Source organism: Brevundimonas sp. KH_058 (assembly GCF_057838505.1).
Genome location: NZ_CM174469.1, coordinates 600603 through 620788, shown reverse-complemented (window position 1 = coordinate 620788; position 20186 = coordinate 600603). Strand labels below are relative to the sequence as shown.

Below are 20186 nucleotides of genomic sequence, written 5' to 3'. Positions count from 1 at the left end.
CCACAGGCTTGCGAATGGCTCCGACCATGGGTCGGCGATATTCGCCCTGATACTCCACATTCTCGGCCATGCGAGCCACACGGCTGAGGTCTGACGGACCAGTTTCGCGATACGCTGAAGCGATTGCGATTGGGGCGGACTGCCGACGTGATCGCCGGCGATGTCCGTGGCCGTGACCAGTTCGTGCTCGAAGGTCAGCAGAAAGTTTCAACTATAGATCGTGGCGGCCAACCACACCGTTCTGCGCAGAGGTGGACGCGCCCGGTCTGGCGTGCTGCTGTTGCGCTTGTGACTTTCCAGACGAATCCGCATCGCAACCACACCATGGGCGACATCGCGCGCCTGGCCGGCGTTTCGCCGATGACGGTGTCGCGCGTGGTCAATGGGGATGCGCGGGTGCGCGAGGCGACGCGCGAGAAGGTCCAGGCCGTCATTCGCGAAACCGGATATGTGCCCGATCCCGCCGCGCGAATCCTGGCGCGGGCCGGCGGCGGGCGGATCGGCCTGCTCTATGCCAACCCATCCAGCGCCTATCTGGCCGAACTGTTGTCCGGCGCCCTGGATGGGGCGCGGTCGGTGGGACTGTTGTTGCTGATCGAGCCGTCGCGGCCTGGGGCGCCCGACGAGGAGCGCGAGGCGGTTCAGCGGCTGGCGGCCGGCGGGGCGCAGGGGGTGATCGTGCCGCCGCCCTTGGGCGAATCGGCTGCGACCCTGGACGCCATCGCCAGGAGCGGCATGAAGGCCGTGGTCCTGGCCGCACCTGTGGATCGCGACGGCCTGATCTCCCTGCGGGTGGACGATGAAGGTGCGGCACACGAGATGACGCACCATCTGCTGGACCTGGGCCATCGCCTGATCGGCTTCGTCGAGGGGCATCAGGATCAGAGCGCCAGCGCGGATCGCCGCACGGGCGCCCAGGCCGCCGTCGATGCGGTCGAGGGCGCGGCGCTGCTGGTCGAGGCGGGCGACTTCACCTACCGATCCGGCTTCGAGGCCGGGCGGCGGCTGCTGGCCCGACCCCAGCGTCCGACCGCCGTCTTCGCCAGCAACGACGACATGGCCGCCGGGGTTCTGGCGGCCGTGCATGCCGCCGGCCTGTCCACGCCGGGCGATATCTCCGTCGCCGGCTTCGACGACACCTATCTGGCCGCCAGCGTCTGGCCGACCCTGACCACCATCCGCCAGCCGGTCGCCGAAATGGCGCGCGCCGCCGCCGTCATCCTGGGGCGGGGCGGGGAGGCGGACGGTCCGGTCCCCCACCAATTCATCGCCCGCGAAAGCACCGCCGCACCGCGCGATTGACATCCGCGTCCCGCTAAAAGATGTTAGCGCTACCACGTCGGAGAACGTGGAGAGGAGACGACTGTGGATCTAGTTTCATGCCTGCCGGCGGACTGGCGCGACGCGCGCCTGCTTGGACGCGTGATGACCCCGGCCGGGCCGTCGCCGGTGCTGGCGCGCGGCGGTCGGCTTTATGATCTTTCCAGCCATGTCGCGACGACGGCCCAGGCGGTCGCGCTGGACGATATGGATACGGCGGGCGTGGACATGGGGCCGCTGGACGAACTGACCGTCGCCTCGGCCTGGTCGGCGCAGGGCGTGCAGTTGCTGTCGCCGCTGGACCTGCAATGCATCAAGGCCTCGGGCGTCACCTTTGCCGTGTCGGCCCTGGAACGGGTGATCGAGGAGCGCGCACGCGGCGACGCCGACGCGGCCAACGCCGTTCGCCAATCCATCCTCGACCGGATCGGCGGCGATCTGAAGGACCTGCGTCCCGGCTCGGAACAGGCGGAAGCGGTCAAAACCCAGCTGATCGCCGAGGGTCTGTGGTCCCAGTATCTCGAAGTCGCCATCGGCCCCTATGCCGAGATCTTCACCAAGGCGCCGGTGCTGGCTTCGGTGGGCTGGGGCGCCGAGGTCGGGGTGCGGTCGGACTCGGCCTGGAACAACCCCGAGCCCGAGGTGGTGGTGATCTGCGATCCCGCCGGCCGTCCGGTCGGCGCCAGCCTGGGCAACGACGTCAATCTGCGTGATATCGAAGGCCGGTCGGCCCTGCTGCTGGGCAAGGCCAAGGACAACAACGCCTCGGCCTCGGTCGGCCCCTTCATCCGCCTGTTCGACGACGGCTTCGGCATGGACGACGTGCGCGCCGCAACCGTCCGGCTGGAGGTCGAGGGCGCGGACGGCTTCGTCATGACGGGCGAAAGCTCGATGAGCCTGATCAGCCGCGACCCCGAAGAGCTGGTGCGCCAGACCCTGAGCGCCCATCAGTATCCCGACGGTTTCGCCCTCTATCTCGGCACCATGTTCGCGCCGATCGACGACCGCGATGCGCCGGGCAAGGGCTTCACCCACAAGATCGGCGACCGGGTCCGCGTTTCGTCCGAAAAGCTGGGTGTGCTGGAAAACATCGTCGCGACCTGCGACCAGGCCCCGCCGTGGCGGTTCGGGGTGCTGGAGCTGATGCGCAATCTGGCCGGTCGCGGCCTGCTGGGAGCCACCGCATGAGCGGCGCAATCTATCCGTCGCTGAAAGGCCGTCTGGTCGTCGTCACCGGCGGCGGTTCGGGCATCGGCGCGGGCTTCACCGAGGCCTTTGCGCGTCAGGGCGCCCGCGTCGTCTTCTTCGACATCGCCGAGGCGGATTCCAGGGCGCTGGAGGCGTCGCTGTCCGAGCTGTCGCCGGCCCCGACCTTTCGCCCCTGCGACCTGACCGACATCGCCGCCCTGCAAGGGCGTCTGGCAGAGGTCGTCGCCGAACACGGTCCCATCGATGTCCTGATCAACAACGCCGCCAACGACGACCGTCATACGCTGGCCGAGGTCACGCCCGCCTATTGGGATGAGCGGATCAACGTGAACCTGCGCCACCTTTATTTCGCGGCCCAGTCGGTGGCGACGGGCATGCGCAAGCAGGGACGGGGGGTGATCATCAACCTCGGCTCGATCAGTTGGCACCTCGGCCTGCCCGACCTGTCGCTGTACGAGACCGCCAAGGCGGGCATCGAGGGCATGACGCGGGCCCTGGCGCGCGAATTGGGCGGCGACGGCGTGCGCGTCGTCTGCATCGTGCCCGGCAACGTCCAGACCCCGCGTCAGATGAAATGGTACACGCCCGAGGGCGAGGCCGAGATCGTGGCGGCTCAATGTCTGCCCGGCCGGCTACAGCCCGACGATGTCGCAGCCCTGGGCCTGTTCCTCGCGTCCGACGACGCGCGGCTGATCACGGGCCATGAGTATTTCGTGGACGCCGGCTGGCGCTAGAGCCTGATCCGCTTGAGTTGAAGCGCTTCGCGCTTCGACGTAGCGGTGAATCAGGCTCCAGCATCAAGGTAGGGTTTTCTGATTTCACGCCCGCGTCAGACGGGCCTTGGGAGGTTACATCGAGATGGCAGGACCGACGGGGGGCTCAGGCCCCGACATCGCGGGCGACGACCGCGTCAACATGGCGTTCATCGCCCTGATCGTGGCGGTCGCCACCATCGGCGGCTTCATGTTCGGCTATGATTCCGGCGTCATCAACGGCACCCAGGACGGGCTGGAGGCGGCCTTCAACCTGTCGGCGCTGGGCACCGGCTTCAACGTCGGCGCCATCCTGCTGGGCTGCGCCGTCGGCGCCTTCATCGCGGGTCGTCTGGCGGACGCCATCGGCCGCCGCACGGTGATGCAGATCGCCGCCGTCCTGTTCATCATCTCCGCCTTCTGGGCAGGGGCTGCCGATACCTCGGCCCACTTCATCATCGCCCGCTTCATCGGCGGTCTGGGCGTCGGCGCGGCCTCGGTCCTGTCGCCGGCCTATATCTCCGAGGTGACCCCGGCCTCGATCCGCGGCCGACTGTCGTCGGTGCAGCAGATCATGATCATCACCGGCCTGACCGGCGCCTTCGTGGCCAACTACGTGCTGGCGCGCACCGCGGGCGGATCGACCGCCGACTTCTGGCTGGGCTTCCCCGCATGGCGCTGGATGTTCTGGCTGCAGGTCATCCCCGCCGCCATCTATCTGCTGGCGCTGCTGGTCATCCCGGAAAGCCCGCGCTTCCTGGTCGCCAAGAAGAAGGACGCCCAGGCGCAGGCCGTGCTGTCCAAACTGTTCGGACCCGCCGCCGGCGCGCGCAAGGTGAACGAAATCCGCGCCTCGCTGAGCGCCGATCACAAGCCGAAATTCTCCGATCTTCTGGACCCGGCGACGAAGAAGGTGCGTCCCATCGTCTGGGCTGGCCTGATCCTGGCCGTGTTCCAGCAACTGGTCGGCATCAACATCGTCTTCTACTACGGCGCCGTGCTGTGGCAGTCGGTCGGCTTCTCCGAGAACGACGCACTGCAGATCAACATCCTGTCCGGCGTCCTGTCGATCGCGGCCTGTCTGGCGGCCATTTCGGTCATCGACAAGATCGGTCGCAAGCCGCTGCTGCTGATCGGTTCGGCGGGCATGTTCGTGACCCTGGGCACGGTCGCCTGGTGCTTCTCGCGCGCCGCCCTGATCGACGGTTCGCTGCATCTGGACGACAACACCGGCCTGATCGCCCTGATCGCGGCCAACGCCTATGTGGTCTTCTTCAACTTCAGTTGGGGCCCGGTCATGTGGGTCATGCTGGGCGAGATGTTCCCCAACCAGATGCGGGGTTCGGCCCTGGCCGTCGCCGGCTTCGCCCAGTGGATCGCCAACTTCGCCATCTCGGTCAGCTTCCCGTGGATGGCGGCCACCTTGGGTCTGGTGATCACCTACGGCTTCTATGCGATTAGCGCATTGATATCGTTTTTCCTTGTGCAAGCCTGGGTCAAGGAGACACGTGGGCGCGAACTGGAAGACATGACCGGCTGATCCCGGTCTGACGCCTGAAACCCTCTCCCCGAAACGGGCGGCGCTCCCCCGCCGCCCGTCAGCCTTATGAAAAGGACTTCCCCATGACCGACACGCTTGAACTTTCGCACTGGATTGGCGGCGAGAAGGTCGCGGGCGCGTTTGCGGGCGAGAGCCTGAACCCGTCGGACACGCGCGATGTCGTGGCCCGCACGCCCAAGGGCGGGGCCGCCGAGGTGGATCAGGCCGTTCAGGCGGCCCGCGCCGCCTTCCCCGGCTGGTCCGACGCCTCGCCGGAAGTGCGCTTCGACGTGCTGGACAAGGCCGGCAGTCTGATCATGGAGCGCGCCGCCGTCATCGGCCGCCTGCTGGCCCGCGAAGAGGGCAAAACCCTGCCCGAGGGCATCGGCGAGACCATGCGCGCCGCCCGCATCCTGAAATATTTCGCCGGGGAGGCCCTGCGGGTCCACGGCCAGAACCTGGCCTCGACCCGTCCCGGCGTCGAGATCCAGACCTATCGCCAGGCGGTGGGCGTCTTCGGCCTGATCACGCCCTGGAACTTCCCTATCGCCATCCCGGCGTGGAAGATCGCGCCCGCCATCGCCTTCGGCAACACGGTCGTCATCAAGCCCGCCGGCCCGACCCCGGCCACGGCCGAGGCCCTGATCGCCGTCCTGCATGAGGCCGGCCTGCCCAAGGGCGTGGTCAATATGGTCATCGGCGACGGCGACGTGGGCCGCGCCATCGTCGCCCACCCCGGCATCGACGGCATCAGCTTCACCGGCTCGCAAGCCGTTGGCGCAGGCGTCGCCGAGGGCGCGGTCAAGCGCCAGGCGCGGGTCCAGCTGGAGATGGGCGGCAAGAACCCGCTGATCGTTCTGGACGACGCCGACCTGGACCGGGCGGTCAACATCGCCCTGGACGGCAGCTTCTTCGCCACCGGCCAGCGCTGCACCGCCTCCAGCCGCCTGATCGTCCAGGACGGCATCCACGATCGCTTCGTCGCCGCTCTGGCCGAAAAGGTCGCCGCCCTGCGCGTCGGCAATGCGCTGGATTCCAACACCCAGATGGGCCCGGCGGTGACCGAGGCCCAGCGCGAGGTTTCCTACAAATACATCGACATCGCCCGCGAAGCCGGCGGCCGGATCGTCACCGGCGGCGAGCGCCTGACCTTCGACGCCCCCGGCTGGTACGTCCAGCCGACCCTGATCGCCGACACCGCCGCCGACGCCCGCATCAACAACGAAGAGGTCTTCGGCCCCGTCGCCTCGACCATCCGCGTCGCCAGCTATGAAGAGGCGTTGGCCGTCGCCAACGGCGTCGAGTTCGGCCTGTCGGCCGGCATCGTCACCCAGTCGCTGAAACACGCCCGCGACTTCCAGAGGAACGCCAGGGCCGGCATGACGATGGTCAACCTGGCCACCGCCGGCGTCGACTATCACGTCCCGTTCGGCGGTTCGAAGAAGTCGTCCTACGGCTCGCGCGAACAGGGTTTTGCGGCGGTGGAGTTCTATACCCAGATCAAGACCAGCTATTCGGCGGGCTGATCCATGAGCGAGCCGGAACTGGTCTGGGATATTCAGGCGGAGCTGGGCGAAGGCCCCGTCTGGGACGCGGCGCGTGGCGCGGTGTGGTTCGTCGACATCAAGGGTCGAAAGCTGCATCGATACACCCCCGCGACCGGTGAGAAGCGGTCGTGGGACACGCCGGACCAGACCGGTTTCGCCCTGCCCGCCGAGGATGGTTCGCTGATCTGCGGCGTGCGGGGCGGCCTGTATCGCTTCGACCCGGAGGAGGGCGACTTCTCCCGCTTCCAGCCGGTCGAGGAAGACCGGCCGCAGAACCGGCTGAACGACGGCTTCGTCGCGCCGGACGGTTCGCTGTGGTTCGGTTCGATGGACGACAGCGAGGAAGTCGAGACCGGCGCCCTTTATCGCTGGTTCCGGGGCGATCTGACGCGGCACGACGACGGCTATGGCGTCACCAACGGCCCCTGCCTCAGCCCCGACGGCCGCACCCTCTACCACCACGACACGCTGAAAAAGACCGTCCTGGCCTTCGATCATGCGGACGGCGCGATCTCCAACCGGCGCGTTTTCGCCGTGACCGAGGACGGCTATGCCGACGGTCCCAGCATGGATGCGGCGGGCGTGCTTCACGTCGGCCTGTTCAACGGCTGGGGCGTGGCCCGTTACGCCCCGGACGGCACGCGGATCGGCAAGATCGACATGCCGGTCCAGACCGTGACCAAGGCGGCCTTCGGCGGTCCCGACCTGCGCGACCTCTATATGACCACGGCCTGGCTGGCCAACGCCGACAAGCGGGCGGACCAGCCGACATTGGGCGGCCTTTATCGCGTGCGCGTCGAGACGCCGGGCCTGCCGCAGAACCGGATCCGCCTGTGATCGCGCTGACGGCCGGCGACTGGCGCGCGACCCTGGCGCCGGAGCAGGGCGGGGCGGTGCTCAGCCTGGATTGGCGGGGTCAACCGGTGTTCCGGCCCACGCCCAACGGCGCGACCGATATTCTGGAGACCGCCTGTTTTCCGCTGGTCCCCTACGCCAACCGGATCTCGGACGGACGCTTCACATTCGAGGGGCGCTCGGTCCAGTTGCCGGCACTGGAACGGTTCGCCCCCCACGCCCTGCATGGAGACGCCTGGCTGCTGCCCTGGACCGTCGAAACCCAGACAGCGAACCGGGTCGAGATGACGCTGGACTGGCCCGGCGACGAAACCGGCTGGCCCTGGCCGTGGCGCGCGCGGCAGATCGTCGAACTGACGGACCGGGGGCTTCAGATCACCCTGTCCCTGACCAACACCGGCGATGCGGTCATGCCCGCCGGCCTGGGCCTGCATCCCTATTTCCACCGATACGCCGACAGCCGACTGACCCTGTCGGCCGAGGGCGTCTGGATCACCGACGCCCGCGAAATCCCCGAACGGCTGGCGGCGCCCGCCGAGATCACCGACTGGTCGAACGGTCTGGCCCTGGCCGACGCCCCCTTCGTCGATCACGCATACGCCGGCTGGACGGGCGAAGCCGTGCTGGACGGCGGCGGTCGCCGGGTGACTCTGAGCGCCGATGCGCCCGCGCGCTGGACCCAGGTCTATGCGCCGGTGGGCGCCGACTTCTTCTGCGTCGAACCCGTCACCCACCGCCCGGACGCCCACAATGCGCCGCAGGGCGAGGACCACGGCCTGATCCGCCTGGCGCCGGGCGAGACCCGATCGCTCGCCATGACGATCGGCGCCGCGACGGCTCTCTGATCGCTCAGCCTGCCGCGACCGTCCGCTTCCAGGCCGGATAATCCTTATCCAGCAGTTGCTCGGCCCATTCCCCGACGTAGCGATAGCCGTTGCGGCGCTCGTATTCGATCTCCATCAGGTCGTGACGGACGATGGAATCGCGGCCGATGTAGATGGGCCGACCCGTTTCCAGATCGTAGAATCGCGCCCAGATGCGCGCGCCGGGCTTGGGCGCCAGGACGCGGTCGCGGCGACCCTCGGCATCCGTGACGAAGACCTCGGTCGTGTCGCGCAGCGCCGCGCTCTCCAGCCAGGCGACCGCGCCGTCCACGGCGGCGACGACCTCGGGGCTGGGGTCCGGCAGGCTCATCAGGAAACGGACGATGCCGACGCTTTCCTGGCCGGACAGGGACGCCGGCTCGAACCGCCGCGCCGGGGCCGGGGCCAGGGTCTGTGCGTCATGCTGGGCGCACCAGCCGGTCAGGACGCCGTTCTTGCGGACCTGGGTGCGCAGGAGGGTGTCCACGCCCCGCGCCACGGCCTGACGCGCGCGTTCACGTCGTCCGTCATCGACGAAGCCATAGGGCGCGGTTCCGTCACCCACGTCCCGCAACAGCTCCAGCACATGGACCATGGCGTCGTCGTTGAAGGTGATCTGGTCGTGATAGCCGCCGCGCAGCGGGAAGAACTGCGCCCAGCCGCCGTTCGGCTGTTGCGCCGCCAGCAGATAGTCCAGCCCCCGGTCGAAGGCGGCGCGGCTGCTCGTATCGCCCGCCGTGATCGTCCTGGCCAGGAAGGCCAGCGGCAGGGTCGTGCCGCCGTTGTCGATCGTATTGGCCAGGCCAGGGTCGGCGTCGGCGCGCGGCGCCGCGAACAGGTCGGTGTTCTTGGGCCAGCCGCCCTCGGACGACTGGTGCAAGATGACCGTCGCGGCCAGACGCCGAGCCTCGTCGGTAGCGTACCAGTCGGCGGGATGACGCACGACGGCTGTGTTCCAGACTGCGGCTGCGGCGGTTTGAGGGGCCGCCCAGCTCGGGCCGGCGCCCAACACCGTCGTGGAAAGGGCGAAGCCCAGGATCAGAGCGACCTTTTTCATCGAGAGCCTTTCCGGTTCGGGCAAAAAAGAAGGGGCGCCGATGTTTCGCGGCGCCCCGAGGGACAGCATCCTGGGAGAGATTAGCTGTCGAACGTCATGGTCAGAACACGAAGCGTGCGCCGACGAAATACTGACGGCCTGTGGCGCCGTAGTTAGCGATGACCGGGTCCGCCTGATAGGCCCAGCGGGTGTCCGTCTGGTTTGTCAGGTTCAGCGCCTCGGCGGTGAAGGTAACGTGATCCGTCAGCTTGTAGGTGAAGGAAGCGTCCACGTTCAGCGTCTCTTGCGAGCCGATGAAGTCGTTGATCAGCGGCGAGTCGCATTGGCCTGGGTCACAGCCGCCCGAGGCCAGCGGATAAGTGGTCTGATACCCGGCGCGATAGGCGCTGGAGACGCGGGCGCTCCACTTCTCGACCTCATAGAAGATCGTGGCGTTGAACGACTTCGGCGAGGCGCCCAGGAAGGGGGCGGTGCCGGTCAGGTTGCGCGCCGGATCCAGGATGTATTCCAGCTCTGAATCGATCTGGGTGTAGTTCGCCTGGATGCCGAAGCCGTCGAACGGTGCGGGCAGGAAGGTGAAGTTCTGCTGATAGGCGATCTCGAACCCGTTCAGCGTTCCCCCCGGCGCGTCGTTGTATTGACGGACCTGGAAAGGCTGATCCTGATCGATGTAGGCGCGGCGGCTGTCGGAGGCGACGTCCACCAGGCCGTCGAAAGCGGCGCGCAGATTGGCGACCTGCTCGGTATTGAAGATCTCGCTAAGCTTGCCCTCACGCAGAACCACCTGAGGGAAGCTGTCGATCTGCTTGTGGAACAGGGCGACCGAGAAGATGGCGTCACGCGCGAAATACCATTCGACATTGAAGTCCAGGTTCGAGGCGCGGAACGGCTTCAGCTTGGTGTTTCCCAGGGTGATCTGGGCGTTGTTGCCGTCGAACTGGGCTGGATCGACGCCGATGCCCACGGGCACGGTGAAGGCGGTCACGCCGGGTTGCAACGCCATCATTTGCGGACGAGCCATGACCTTGGCCGCTGCGAAGCGCAGGACAAGCTTGTCGTTCAGCTCCCACACAAGGTTCATCGACGGCAGGGTGTCGTTGTAGTTGTTATCGTTCTGGACCGGACGCCCGCTGGGCGAGCGACCTCGCGCGTCGATGCTGGTCTCCGAACGACGCAGGCCGGCGTTGCCGCGAATCTCGCCCAGGAACATGGGCACGCGGAAGTCCAGCTGGCCATAATAGGACAGGCTTTCCTCATCCACCGAGAAGGTGTTGACTCCGCCGTTGCGCAGGTCCGACAGGCGCCAGTCCCCCCAGGCGTTGATGCAGTTGCAGTCGAAGCCGAAGCGGTTCTTGAACGCGTCCAGATTGGGCACGAAGAAGGATGTCGGCGTGCCGTCGGGCACGTTCAGGCCGTCACCCCAACTGACCAGTTGACCCATCTGGCCCACGGTCGTGGCGGTGGTCAGGCCGGTGTTGACGCCCTCAAGCAGCGAGGGGTTCATGGTATCGCCGATCAGACGCTCGAAACGGGTATAGTAGAAGTCGAACTTGCGCTTGCCGATGCCGAACTTCAGCGTGAAGTCGTCGTTCAGATCCCACTCGAAGTCGGCCTTGGCGGTCTGATAGCCGTTCTCGGTGATGGTCTTGTAGTTACGCAGGGCCGAGTAGCCCTTCACGAAGTCCCAACTGTTGGGGTTCGCGACATCGAAGCCGAAGTTCATGCTGGGCATATCGCCGCCGTTGCGGTCGTCATAGACGAAGTAGTCGTTGCCCGCGACGCCCTGGCCCGAGTCCAGGCGGATGAAGTCGACCAGCAAGCCAGTGTTTTCGTTTGTAGATTCCGAGTCTCCGACCAGCAACGACATGCGAAAGCGGTCGCTGAATTCGTGCTCGATGTTGATCGAATTCTGACGGAATTTGGTAGTGTAGCCGCCCTGGTCGACCGCCGAACGGAAATCGACGTTGCCGAGCACCAGATAGTTTGCGTTGGCGCCCGTCTCGCTGAGACCGGCGTCGAGCAGGCGAACCGACGGGCGGCCGATGAAGGCGCCACGCATGGCCAAATTCTGCGGGTGGGCGACGTAACCCACTGATCCTGGCTGATTATAGTAGTCGTAGACGTCCAGATTGTTCGGGTTGAAGCTGCCCGTTCCCGCCGCCAGGTTCTGGTTGGTCGCGCCCGGAGCCGTTCGGAAGATCGGGTTGCTGCCGTAGATCGACTGGCCGCAATCGATGGAATCGCGGAACTCGGTCGCGGCCTGCGAGGTGCAGTTGGCATAGGCGGCGCGACGATTGGCGTAGGAGTTGTTGGTCGCGCTGGTCGTGGGGAAGGTCTGGTAGCTGAAGGCCGTGGTGGTGCGGTTGCCGTTGGTATTGTTGCGGTTCAGGCCCACCGGACCGATTTGATAGTTGGTGGAGACCTGGGTCATCTCCGAATAGAGATTGTCGAAGTTGATCGTGGTCCGGTCCGTCGGACGCCATTGTCCCGACAGGGTGACGCCCAGACGTTCCTGCTCGACTTCGCGGCGATTCAGCGTAGCCAGGGCCGGAATTCGCACCAGTGAGCCGCGCGTGGATCCGCCGTTGATCAGGTTGTAGGCGGTCGGGTTCGATCCGATCAGATAGCCCAGCGCCTCCGGGTTCGTGACGCGCGGCAGAGCGGTCGCGGGGTTGGTCCCGATCGGCAAGGCGAAGCCCTGATGGTCGCCCGCCGTGCCTGTGCCGACGTTGTTGAAGGTCGCACCGCGATAGGTGTAGTCCGACGATCCGACGCCGCGCGAATAGCTGTCGATCGACTGTTTACGCTCGTTGTAGGCGACCGAACCCAACAGGCCGAACTCGCCGATCTTGCTGTCCCAGCGGTCGGAGGCCAGCAGGGCGACACGCGGATTGTGGGTGCCGCCGTTCTCGTAATAGGCGTCCTGCAGGGTCAGGGCCAGGCGGCGTTCCTTGAAGTCGAACGGACGGCCCGAGATCAGGTCGACGGTGGCGCCCAGCGACCCTTCGTCGGTCTTGGCGTCGGCTGACTTCTGAACCTTCAGCGAGTTGAACAGCTCGGAGGCGAAGGTGTTGAACTGGAAGCCCCGGTCGCGACGCAGGGCGCCGTCGGCGTTGCTGGACCCCGAGGTGGACAGGGTCTCCAGGCCGTTCAGGCGAACGCGGGTGAAGTCGCCGCCCAGGCCGCGCACCGAGATGGAGTTGCCCTCGCCGTTCTCACGGTCGATCGACACGCCGGGGATCCGCTGCAGGGATTCCGCCAGGTTCGCGTCCGGGAAGTCGGCGATGTCTTCGGCGTTGATGACGTCGACGATCGTGTTGGACCGGCGCTTTTCGCTCAGCGCGCTGGCCAGCGAGGCGCGGATGCCGGTGACGACGATCTCGCCGACCTCTGTGGCCTCGGGGTCGGCCTCCTGCGCCTGGACGGGGGCGGCGAACAGCATGGCCCCCATCAAAAGGGCGGCCGGCGACGAAGCCGCGCGCAAATATCCCGTGTGTTGGTTCCGCATTCTTCCCTCCGTTGCAGTCGCGCTCCTGGCCTCTTGGCGGGCTGGATGCCGACTTCCCCTAATCCCGGTGCGCCGGGTCACAATCAAAAAGTAGTATGATACGATTTGGACATCAAGCAGAAATGTCACCGGTGTCATGACGCGCGCAGACGCAGCTTGCAACCTAAAATAACGACGTTTGGAGGAACGCGATGATCTTGGGCAGACGAGGGTTTCTGGCCGGTGCGGCCGGGGTGGCGAGCATCGGCGCGGCGCGCGGCGCCTGGGCCGATCAACCGCTGGACGATTCAGGGCGCATCATCCCGACGCCCGAGCACAATCCCTATCCCTATTCCGGCGTCAGCGGGCCGGGCCTGCCGGTTCAGCCGGAAGATGCGCGCGGCGGCTGGATGTCGGGCCTGCCGGGCGTGCGCTACAGCGGCCGACGACCGATGCCCTATCCGGTCCTGCCCTGGGGCGAGGCGGCGACGGGGGCCGCGGTGGACAAGGGACTGCTGCCGCCGATCCATCCGTTGATCCAGGTGCAACTGCGCGACACCCAGATCTGCATCGGCGGCGACGGGGCCTATTACATGACCGGCTCTACCGGCGGAAACATCTGGGCCTTCAACGACGGGGTCGAGCTGTGGCGGTCAGAGAACCTGACCGACTGGACCTATCTGGGCCTGGTCTGGAGCCTGGATCGCGAGGGCGGCTGGGCCAAGGCCTGGCGGTCGCGGCGCGGCGTGCCCTTCCGCGCCATTTGGGCGCCGGAAATCCACTATGTCGCGGGAAACTACTTCATCTGCTTCAGCGTCAGTCGCGCGGGGCTGGGCGTCCTGCGCAGCACCAGCGGGAAGCCGGAGGGACCGTATGAATACGCCTTCTCGCCCGACGCCCACCTGCGTCGCGGTATCGACGCCACCCTGTTCCAGGACGACGACGGCGCCGTCTATCTGACCTATGGCTCGGGCGACGAGATGGTGCGGCTGAAGGACGATCTGTCCGGCTATGCAGGCGAGTGGCGCAAGACCGAGTTCGTCGAGACCGAGTGCCTGGTCGCGCGCGACCGCGACCGCTGCCTGCGCGGCGAGAACATCCTGGGCTACGAAGGCGCGACCCTCTTCAAGAAGGACGGCCTCTATTATCTTGGGGCGGTGGGCAATGTTGAGGGGCGCTATTCCTTCGTCTTCGCCGTGTCGGAAAACATCCACGGCCCCTATCGGATGCGGCACGAGGCGGCGCCCTGCGCCGGCGGCGGCAACGTCTTCAAGGACAGGGAAGGGCGCTGGTGGTCCACCTTCTTCGGCAATGACGAACAGAGCCATTTTCGCGAGAAACCCGGCCTGATCCGGGTCGAGTTCGACGACGCCGGGCGGATCGTCACCGCCAAGGACCAGCCCTTCGCCCGCCCCCTGCCGCCCCTGCCGACGCCCAGGCCGGAGATGATGTCGTGATGGATCGCCGAACCCTGTTGCTGACCGGCGCCGCCCTGGTCGCTCTGCCGACCTCCAGTCTCGCCAGGGAAGCACAGCCGGCCTTTCCTGGCGCCATGGGCTGGGCAGCCGCAACACTCGGCGGGCGTGGCGGTCGCATCGTCCGCGTCACGACCCTGGCCGGCGACGGGCCGGGATCCCTGCGCGAGGCGCTTGGAGCCGAGGGGCCGCGCATCGTCGTGTTCGAGGTCGGCGGCGTGATCGATCTGAACGGTCATGACATCCGGGTGCAGACCCCCTTCCTGACGATCGCCGGCCAGACGGCGCCCGAACCGGGGATCACCCTGATCCGGGGCGGGATCGGCATCCGCACCCATGACGTGATCGTGCGCCATATCCGCGTGCGGCCCGGCGCGAACGGCGCGGCGCCCCGCAGCGGCTGGGAGGTGGACGGCCTGACCACCTCGGGCGGCTGGAACGTGATCGTGGATCAGTGCTCGTTTTCGTGGGCTACGGACGAGAATCTGTCGGCCTCGGGCCCGCGCTTCAATGGCGGCGACACGGTCGAACAGTGGCGTCAGAACACGTCGCGCCGCATCACCTTCAGCCGCAACATCGTCGCCGAGGGCCTGTCCCACTCCAGCCACGCCAAGGGCGAGCATTCCAAGGGCACGCTGATCCACGACAATGCGACGGAGGTGCTGATCGTCGGCAATCTGTACGCCCACGACTACGAGCGGAACCAGCTGTTCAAGGGCGGCGCCCATGCGGTGACGGCCAACAACCTGATCTACGACCCCGGCAATCGCTGCATGCACTATGCGCTGAACGCCTCGGAATGGGTCGGCCATCCGTGGGAGGCAGGCCAGTTGTCGATCGTCGGAAACGTGACGCGCGGCGGCCCCTCGACCCGCGCCGACCTGCCGTTCCTGATCGTGGAGGGGCAGGGCGATCTGGATCTCTACGCCATCGACAATCCCGCCCGCCACGCCGACGGCCGGCCGATGCAGGAGATCGGGATCATCTCCGACCGCGACCCGAAGATCACCCGGCTGGAACGGTCGCCGCACTGGCCCGAGGGCTTTCGCGCCCGACCGTCGGGCGAGGTCGAGGCCTGGGTCTTCGCCGAGGCCGGGGCGCGGCCCTGGGCGCGCGACGCCATCGACCGGCGCATCCTGCAGCAGGTCCGCGACGGAACCGGCCGGATCATCGACGACGAAAAGGAAGTCGGCGGCTACCCGACCCTGACGCCGATGCAGCGCGCCTTCGTCGAGGCGGACTGGGACCTGGCGACGATGACGCGGCGGGACGGCACGCCCAGCTAGGCCAAGGTGAACATGGGCTGGAGATCGACCTGGACCGGCGACTGGTCCGGGTTGGTTTGCATGATGTCGCCCATCATCGCCCACCAGCGCTGCATGATCTCGGTGTCTGGCAGGGTGTCCAGCCCATGGTCGCGACGCCGCGTCATGACCGCGAACAGGGCCAGGCTCTCGGGGTCCAGGAAGATGCGGTAGTCCAGCACCCCGCGCGTCTTCAACTCGTTCGCCAGTTCGGGCCAGATGGCGTCGTGGCGGCGGCGGTATTCGTCGGCCTGACCGGGATGCAGCCGCATCCGAAAGGCCACGGTTTCGATGGCGTCGCTCATGGCTGTTTCCGTTCGGCGGTCAGTCGGTTTCGGCCCCATAGCCGGTCATAGGGCCAGCCGGTCAGGTCCTGCACCACGGCGCCGGCCTCGGGGCTGGAGGGTGTGGTTTCGCCGGCGCGCAGCCGCTCGATCTCGGTCATCAGCACGGCGTGGTTCGCACCGTTCAGGCGGAACCGCCACGAGGCGATCAGTCCGATCAGCATCACCAGGATCGGCCCTGCGACCACGACGCCGACGATCACGTTCACCGTCTCCTGGCTCTGGACCGGCGCGTCGGCGACATAGCCGCCCGCGCCGATGATCCAGCCCGTGGCGATGATGGCCAGCGACTGGGCTACCTTGCGCACCAGGGTCATCACCCCGGCGAAGACGCCTTCGCGCCTCTGTCCCGTCACCGCCTCGTCCACGTCGGGCAGGTAGTTGTAGACCGACCAGGGCACGAAGTTCAACGTGCCGCGCCCCAACCCGGCCAGCACGATAGGGACCAGCAGCCACAGGGCCGTGGCGGGACTGAACAGCGCCGATCCTGGGTTCAACACGGCGAACAGGTCGCGTCCCGCCAGCTCGGGGCGGATCAGATAAAGGGCCAAAAACAGCAACAACGCCGCGCCGAAGAAGCTGATGGCGACCCGGTAAGCCACGGCCGGGCCGATACGGATGACCAGTTGGATGGCGATCATCACCGAGACCAGCTGGGCCACATACATCACGGTCATCATCTGCGAGATCATGACGGTCGCCCCCATCATCACCGTGGCGACGAAGATGGGGAAGGCGGTGTTGAACACGTCCTGCGAGATATAGCCGCCCAGATAGATCGACAGATGCTGGCGAAACGCGCGGATCCGCAGTGTCGAGAACAGGTCGCGGAACATCCTCACCGGCAGCAGCAGGGCGGCGCGCGCGTCGAACGGCGGGGCGACGATGGCCTTCTCCTCGTCGGTATAGGGCCGTTCCCAGCTGAAACAGACGACCAGGATCACCACCAGGCTGAACAACAGGCCGAAGACGACGCCCATGATCAGGAAGGTCTGGGCCGAATCCCGCCCGCCGAACGCATCGATGATCAGGATCGGCAGATAGGAGGCCAGGATGGCCGAAGCCTGGCCCGTCAGGATGCGCGCGCCCGCGAACCGCGCCTTTTCCCGATAGTCCCTGGTCATCTCGGCGGCCAGGGTTTCCCAGGGGATCAGGAACATCGTGTAGAGCAGCTCGAACACGATGAAGACGGCGAGGTAGTAGAAGAAGGTCTGGCCCGTCACGAAGATCAGGGCGAAACACGGCAGCAGGGGAATGACGATCAGCAGGAAGATCTTGCGTCGTCCGATGCGCCGCCCGATCCAGGTGTGGCGCAGATTGTCCGAGACATAGCCGATCAGCGGACAGGTGATCGCCTCCAGCAGGCGCGGCAGGCCCAGGATCAGCCCCGCCTCCACCGGCGTCAGGTCGCAGAAGGTGGTGAAGAAGTAGAACAGCCAGCCGGTGACGACGGCCTGCGCCCCCGCCCCCAGCATGTCGCCCGAGCCCCAGCCCCAATAGTTCCACCAGCGCGGCGTGCGCGCCTGCGATCGCACCATCGATTTTCCACCCGCGCCTGTTCTTGATCGGTGGATCGAGGCGGCGCCGGCCTCGCCCGCCTGAGATCAGATGAAGCCGCGTCGGAACTCCGCCAGCGCCAGGATGGCCAGCGACTGGCCATAGGGCATGGAGGTCAGCGGAATGTCGCGATAGCCCTGCAGGTCGTCGAAGACCGGGGTGCCGAACGACACCTGCTGCAGTTCGCCGTCGTCGGAGATATTGGCCAGCACCCCCTGGATCGCCTTCAGCGCCATCGGCGCATGTTCGGCGCCGATATAGCGTTTCCGCATCGCCTTCAGGACGCCATAGGCGAAGCCGGCGGTCGCCGACGCCTCCAGATAGCTGGTCCGATCCGGTATGAGGGTGCGCCACAGGCCGCTGTCGTCCTGATGCGCCGCCAGCGCCTTCACCTGGGCCTCCAGCGTCTCGATCAGGAAGCGACGCAGGTTGTCCTCGGGCGGCAGGTCCAGCAGTTCGATGAACTCCGGGATGGCGATGGTGACCCAGCAGTTCCCGCGCGCCCACAGGGCGTCGGCGAAGTTGTGCCGGCCCAGGAAGGTCCAGCCGTGGAACCACAGGCCGGTCTTGCGGTCGAACAGGTATTTGATGTGGACCAGGAACTGCTTCTTGGCTTCCTCGACGTAGTGCGGCCGGCCCAGCACCAGGCCGATCTTGGCCAGGGGCAGGACGCTCATCATCAGGGTGTCGTCCCACAGTTCCTGCGGGTTCTCGTCGTTGAAGACGATGTGCTGGAACCCGTCCTCCTCGGTGCGGGGCAGACCGTCCATCAGCCACTCGGCCCAGGCGTCCAGATAGGGCAGATAGGTCTGGTCGCCGGTCTGTTCGTACAGATGCGCCAGGGTCAGGAAGGGCGAGACGGTGTTGATGTTTTTGGTCGGCGTCCCGGCCGCGAACCGGTCGCGGAACCAGTCCAGCATGATGTCCAGCACCGCCTGGTCGCCGGTCTGCTGATACAGGCCATACAGACCGTACAGGCCAATGCCGTGGGTCCATTCCCAGTCGTTCCAGCCCTTGGTGTCGATCACCCGACCGTCGTCGAGCCGCAGCAGGAACTCGCCGCTCTCGTCGGTGATGTTCACCAGATTGTCGATCAGGCGACGCAGGGTGTCGTCGATCTGGGCGCGCGTCAGGCCGTGCAGGGTATTGGGCATTCTAAACTCGGGAAACAGGGCAGGGGGCCGGGCGCGTCGGAACGCGCCCGGCGTCTTTGATCAGAGGGCCTTGAACTTGAAGTTCTTGAACCGGACCTCGCCTTCGCCGGCGGCGTAGATGCCGGGGCGCAGCATCATGAAGCCGCCTCGGACGTTCTGGTTATAGCCCGAGACCTCCATGCCCCGGTCGAACCGCTGCCAGGTAACGCCGTCGCCCGATGTGTCGAAATAGACGTTCTGGTAGGCGTTGGTCAGGCGGATGAACATGCGCCGGCCGTGGGGATTGGCCGGTCGCCCGCGCTCGATCCCATACTGGTGCGTGACGTAGCGGGTCGCGTCGAAACCGAGGCCGGCATACAGGGCGCGGTCGTAGAACAGGATCAGGCCCGCCACCGCGCCGGGATCGATCTCGACCTCGCATTCGATCTGATAGGCCTGCTCGCCCTGGACGAAGGTCAGGGGCGAGCAATCGACCGGCGCCTTGCCCTTGGCGCGCATATGCAGGACGCCGTTCTCGCGACGCAGGCGATCCTTCTCGTTGGGTTGCGGATCGTAGAAGCTCCACTGGATGCCGAACTTGTCGGTCGAGAAGTCGTCCGACAGGGCCATGCCGTGCGGCACGGCCTCGCCGCCCTGGGGCTTGGCGATGGGCTGGGACAGGTCGCCGCCCTTGGCGCGGAACCAGCCGTCGTCGGTCCATTCGATGGGGTCCAGCAGGGTCTGGCGGCCCAGGCTCCAATAGGCGTTCTCATAGCCGTGATAGACCATCCACCAGTCGCCGTCGGTCGGCCCCTCGACCAGGGTGGCGTGGCCGCGCGACCACCATTTCTCGGCGCCCGAGGCGGTGCGGACGATGGGGTTGTGCGGGCAGTCTTCCCACGGGCCGTTGATCGACTTCGACCGGGCGGCGATGACCATGTGACCGGTAGGCGGGCCGGCCGTGCCGCCGATGGCGGTGATCATGTAGAAATATTCGCCGTGCTTCAGCAGCTTGGGCCCTTCCTGGGCGAAGCCTTCGACGATCCAGTCGTCGGGATAGCGCCAGGCCTTGTAGACGCCTTCCTCGACCGGGCCGTCGGTGGCCAGGCCATCATCGGTCAGTTTCACCCGGTCGCCGCCGTTCAGGAACAGATAGCGTTTGCCGTCCTCGCCGACGATGTGACCGGGGTCGATGTTGGCCGGAATCTTCAGGTCGATGGGCTCGCTCCACGGCCCTTCGATCTTGTCCGCCCAGATGACGTAGTTGGAGCGGTATTCCGGGAAGCGGGCGGGAATGTAGCAGTAGAACCTGCCCTCGTGCTTGATCAGTTCGGGCGCCCAGACCGAGCCGATATTGGTGGTCAGGGCCGCGATCACCGGCTGCCAGTTCACCAGGTCGCGCGAGTGCCAGATGTGGATGCCCGGCACCGACTCGAACGACGAGAAGGTCATGTAGTAGTCGTCGCCGTCCTTCAGGATCGACGGATCGGGGTGGTCGCCCGACATGATGGGGTTGAGGAAGGTTCCGTTCCCCAGATCGGCCATCCGCTGGCCCTCGATGCCGCGACGCCATTTCATGCCGGCCCATTCGCGACCCAGGGGCGCGGCCTCTTCGTTGGTCTGGGCGAAGGCGGCGCGCACCGGCAGGGCGGCGACGGCGACGCCTCCCAGCAGGCCCGTCAGGGCGGCGCGGCGGTCGATGAATCTCATGAGCGTTTCCTTTGTCGTCTTCTTTTTATCGCG

General features: G+C 66.6%; 15 protein-coding genes. 9 read left to right on the top strand and 6 right to left on the bottom strand.

Translation table 11 applies throughout. The annotated features are described in order from the left end of the window. Positions 1 to 288 precede the first annotated feature (288 nt). The 7 genes from AC3ISA_RS02895 to AC3ISA_RS02865 all read left to right on the top strand — a co-directional run bounded on the left by AC3ISA_RS02895 (position 289) and on the right by AC3ISA_RS02865 (position 8068). Positions 289 to 1302 carry a LacI family DNA-binding transcriptional regulator gene (locus AC3ISA_RS02895; protein ID WP_489179265.1) on the top strand — a complete coding sequence of 338 codons (1014 nt, stop codon included), beginning with the start codon at positions 289 to 291 and terminating at the stop codon, positions 1300 to 1302. A 63-nt stretch (positions 1303 to 1365) separates the two neighbouring features. Continuing rightward, positions 1366 to 2508, top strand: a complete 1143-nt coding sequence (locus AC3ISA_RS02890) for a fumarylacetoacetate hydrolase family protein (RefSeq protein WP_489179264.1) — start codon at positions 1366 to 1368, stop codon at positions 2506 to 2508. Further along, a complete protein-coding gene (gene xylB / locus AC3ISA_RS02885) occupies positions 2505 to 3263 on the top strand; it encodes a D-xylose 1-dehydrogenase (protein ID WP_489179263.1) in 759 nt (252 codons plus the stop codon). The genes AC3ISA_RS02890 and xylB overlap by 4 nt, the downstream gene beginning before the upstream one ends. 124 nt (positions 3264 to 3387) lie before the next feature. Beyond that, positions 3388 to 4821, top strand: coding sequence for a sugar porter family MFS transporter (locus tag AC3ISA_RS02880; RefSeq protein ID WP_489179262.1), 1434 nt, complete (start codon positions 3388 to 3390; stop codon positions 4819 to 4821). A gap of 83 nt (positions 4822 to 4904) precedes the next feature. Then, positions 4905 to 6347 (top strand): aldehyde dehydrogenase family protein, encoded by a 1443-nt coding sequence (locus tag AC3ISA_RS02875; RefSeq protein WP_489179261.1) that lies wholly within the window; start codon positions 4905 to 4907, stop codon positions 6345 to 6347. A 3-nt stretch (positions 6348 to 6350) separates the two neighbouring features. Then, complete coding sequence (locus AC3ISA_RS02870; protein WP_489179260.1) at positions 6351 to 7205, top strand: SMP-30/gluconolactonase/LRE family protein; 855 nt, start codon at positions 6351 to 6353, stop codon at positions 7203 to 7205. Continuing rightward, on the top strand, positions 7202 to 8068 hold the full coding sequence (locus AC3ISA_RS02865) for an aldose 1-epimerase (RefSeq protein WP_489179259.1): 867 nt from the start codon (positions 7202 to 7204) through the stop codon (positions 8066 to 8068). The genes AC3ISA_RS02870 and AC3ISA_RS02865 overlap by 4 nt, the downstream gene beginning before the upstream one ends. A gap of 4 nt (positions 8069 to 8072) precedes the next feature. On the opposite strand, the gene pelA is transcribed toward AC3ISA_RS02865, so the two are convergent. Further along, positions 8073 to 9143 carry a pectate lyase gene (pelA, locus tag AC3ISA_RS02860; protein ID WP_489179258.1) on the bottom strand — a complete coding sequence of 357 codons (1071 nt, stop codon included), beginning with the start codon at positions 9141 to 9143 and terminating at the stop codon, positions 8073 to 8075. A gap of 100 nt (positions 9144 to 9243) precedes the next feature. Beyond that, positions 9244 to 12651 carry a TonB-dependent receptor gene (locus AC3ISA_RS02855; protein ID WP_489179257.1) on the bottom strand — a complete coding sequence of 1136 codons (3408 nt, stop codon included), beginning with the start codon at positions 12649 to 12651 and terminating at the stop codon, positions 9244 to 9246. A 191-nt stretch (positions 12652 to 12842) separates the two neighbouring features. Between AC3ISA_RS02855 and AC3ISA_RS02850 the strand changes: the two genes are divergently transcribed. Both AC3ISA_RS02850 and AC3ISA_RS02845 read left to right on the top strand, forming a co-directional pair. Next, positions 12843 to 14087: a family 43 glycosylhydrolase gene (locus AC3ISA_RS02850; protein ID WP_372694081.1), complete on the top strand. Its 1245-nt coding sequence runs from the start codon at positions 12843 to 12845 to the stop codon at positions 14085 to 14087. Further along, a complete protein-coding gene (locus AC3ISA_RS02845) occupies positions 14087 to 15391 on the top strand; it encodes a pectate lyase family protein (RefSeq protein WP_489179256.1) in 1305 nt (434 codons plus the stop codon). Before AC3ISA_RS02850 ends, AC3ISA_RS02845 begins: the two co-directional genes overlap by 1 nt. On the opposite strand, the gene rhaM is transcribed toward AC3ISA_RS02845, so the two are convergent. The 4 genes from rhaM to AC3ISA_RS02825 form a co-directional block, all read right to left on the bottom strand. Further along, positions 15388 to 15714, bottom strand: coding sequence for an L-rhamnose mutarotase (rhaM, locus tag AC3ISA_RS02840; protein ID WP_489179255.1), 327 nt, complete (start codon positions 15712 to 15714; stop codon positions 15388 to 15390). The genes AC3ISA_RS02845 and rhaM overlap by 4 nt on opposite strands. Further along, entirely contained in the window at positions 15711 to 17291 is a 1581-nt protein-coding gene (locus AC3ISA_RS02835) for an MFS transporter (RefSeq protein ID WP_489179254.1), read from the bottom strand. The genes rhaM and AC3ISA_RS02835 overlap by 4 nt, the downstream gene beginning before the upstream one ends. Before the next feature lie 66 nt (positions 17292 to 17357). Next, complete coding sequence (bglB, locus tag AC3ISA_RS02830) at positions 17358 to 18464, bottom strand: beta-galactosidase BglB (protein ID WP_489179253.1); 1107 nt, start codon at positions 18462 to 18464, stop codon at positions 17358 to 17360. Between the two features lie 60 nt (positions 18465 to 18524). Then, positions 18525 to 20153 (bottom strand): family 43 glycosylhydrolase, encoded by a 1629-nt coding sequence (locus tag AC3ISA_RS02825; RefSeq protein WP_489179252.1) that lies wholly within the window; start codon positions 20151 to 20153, stop codon positions 18525 to 18527. Positions 20154 to 20186: the final 33 nt, after the last annotated feature.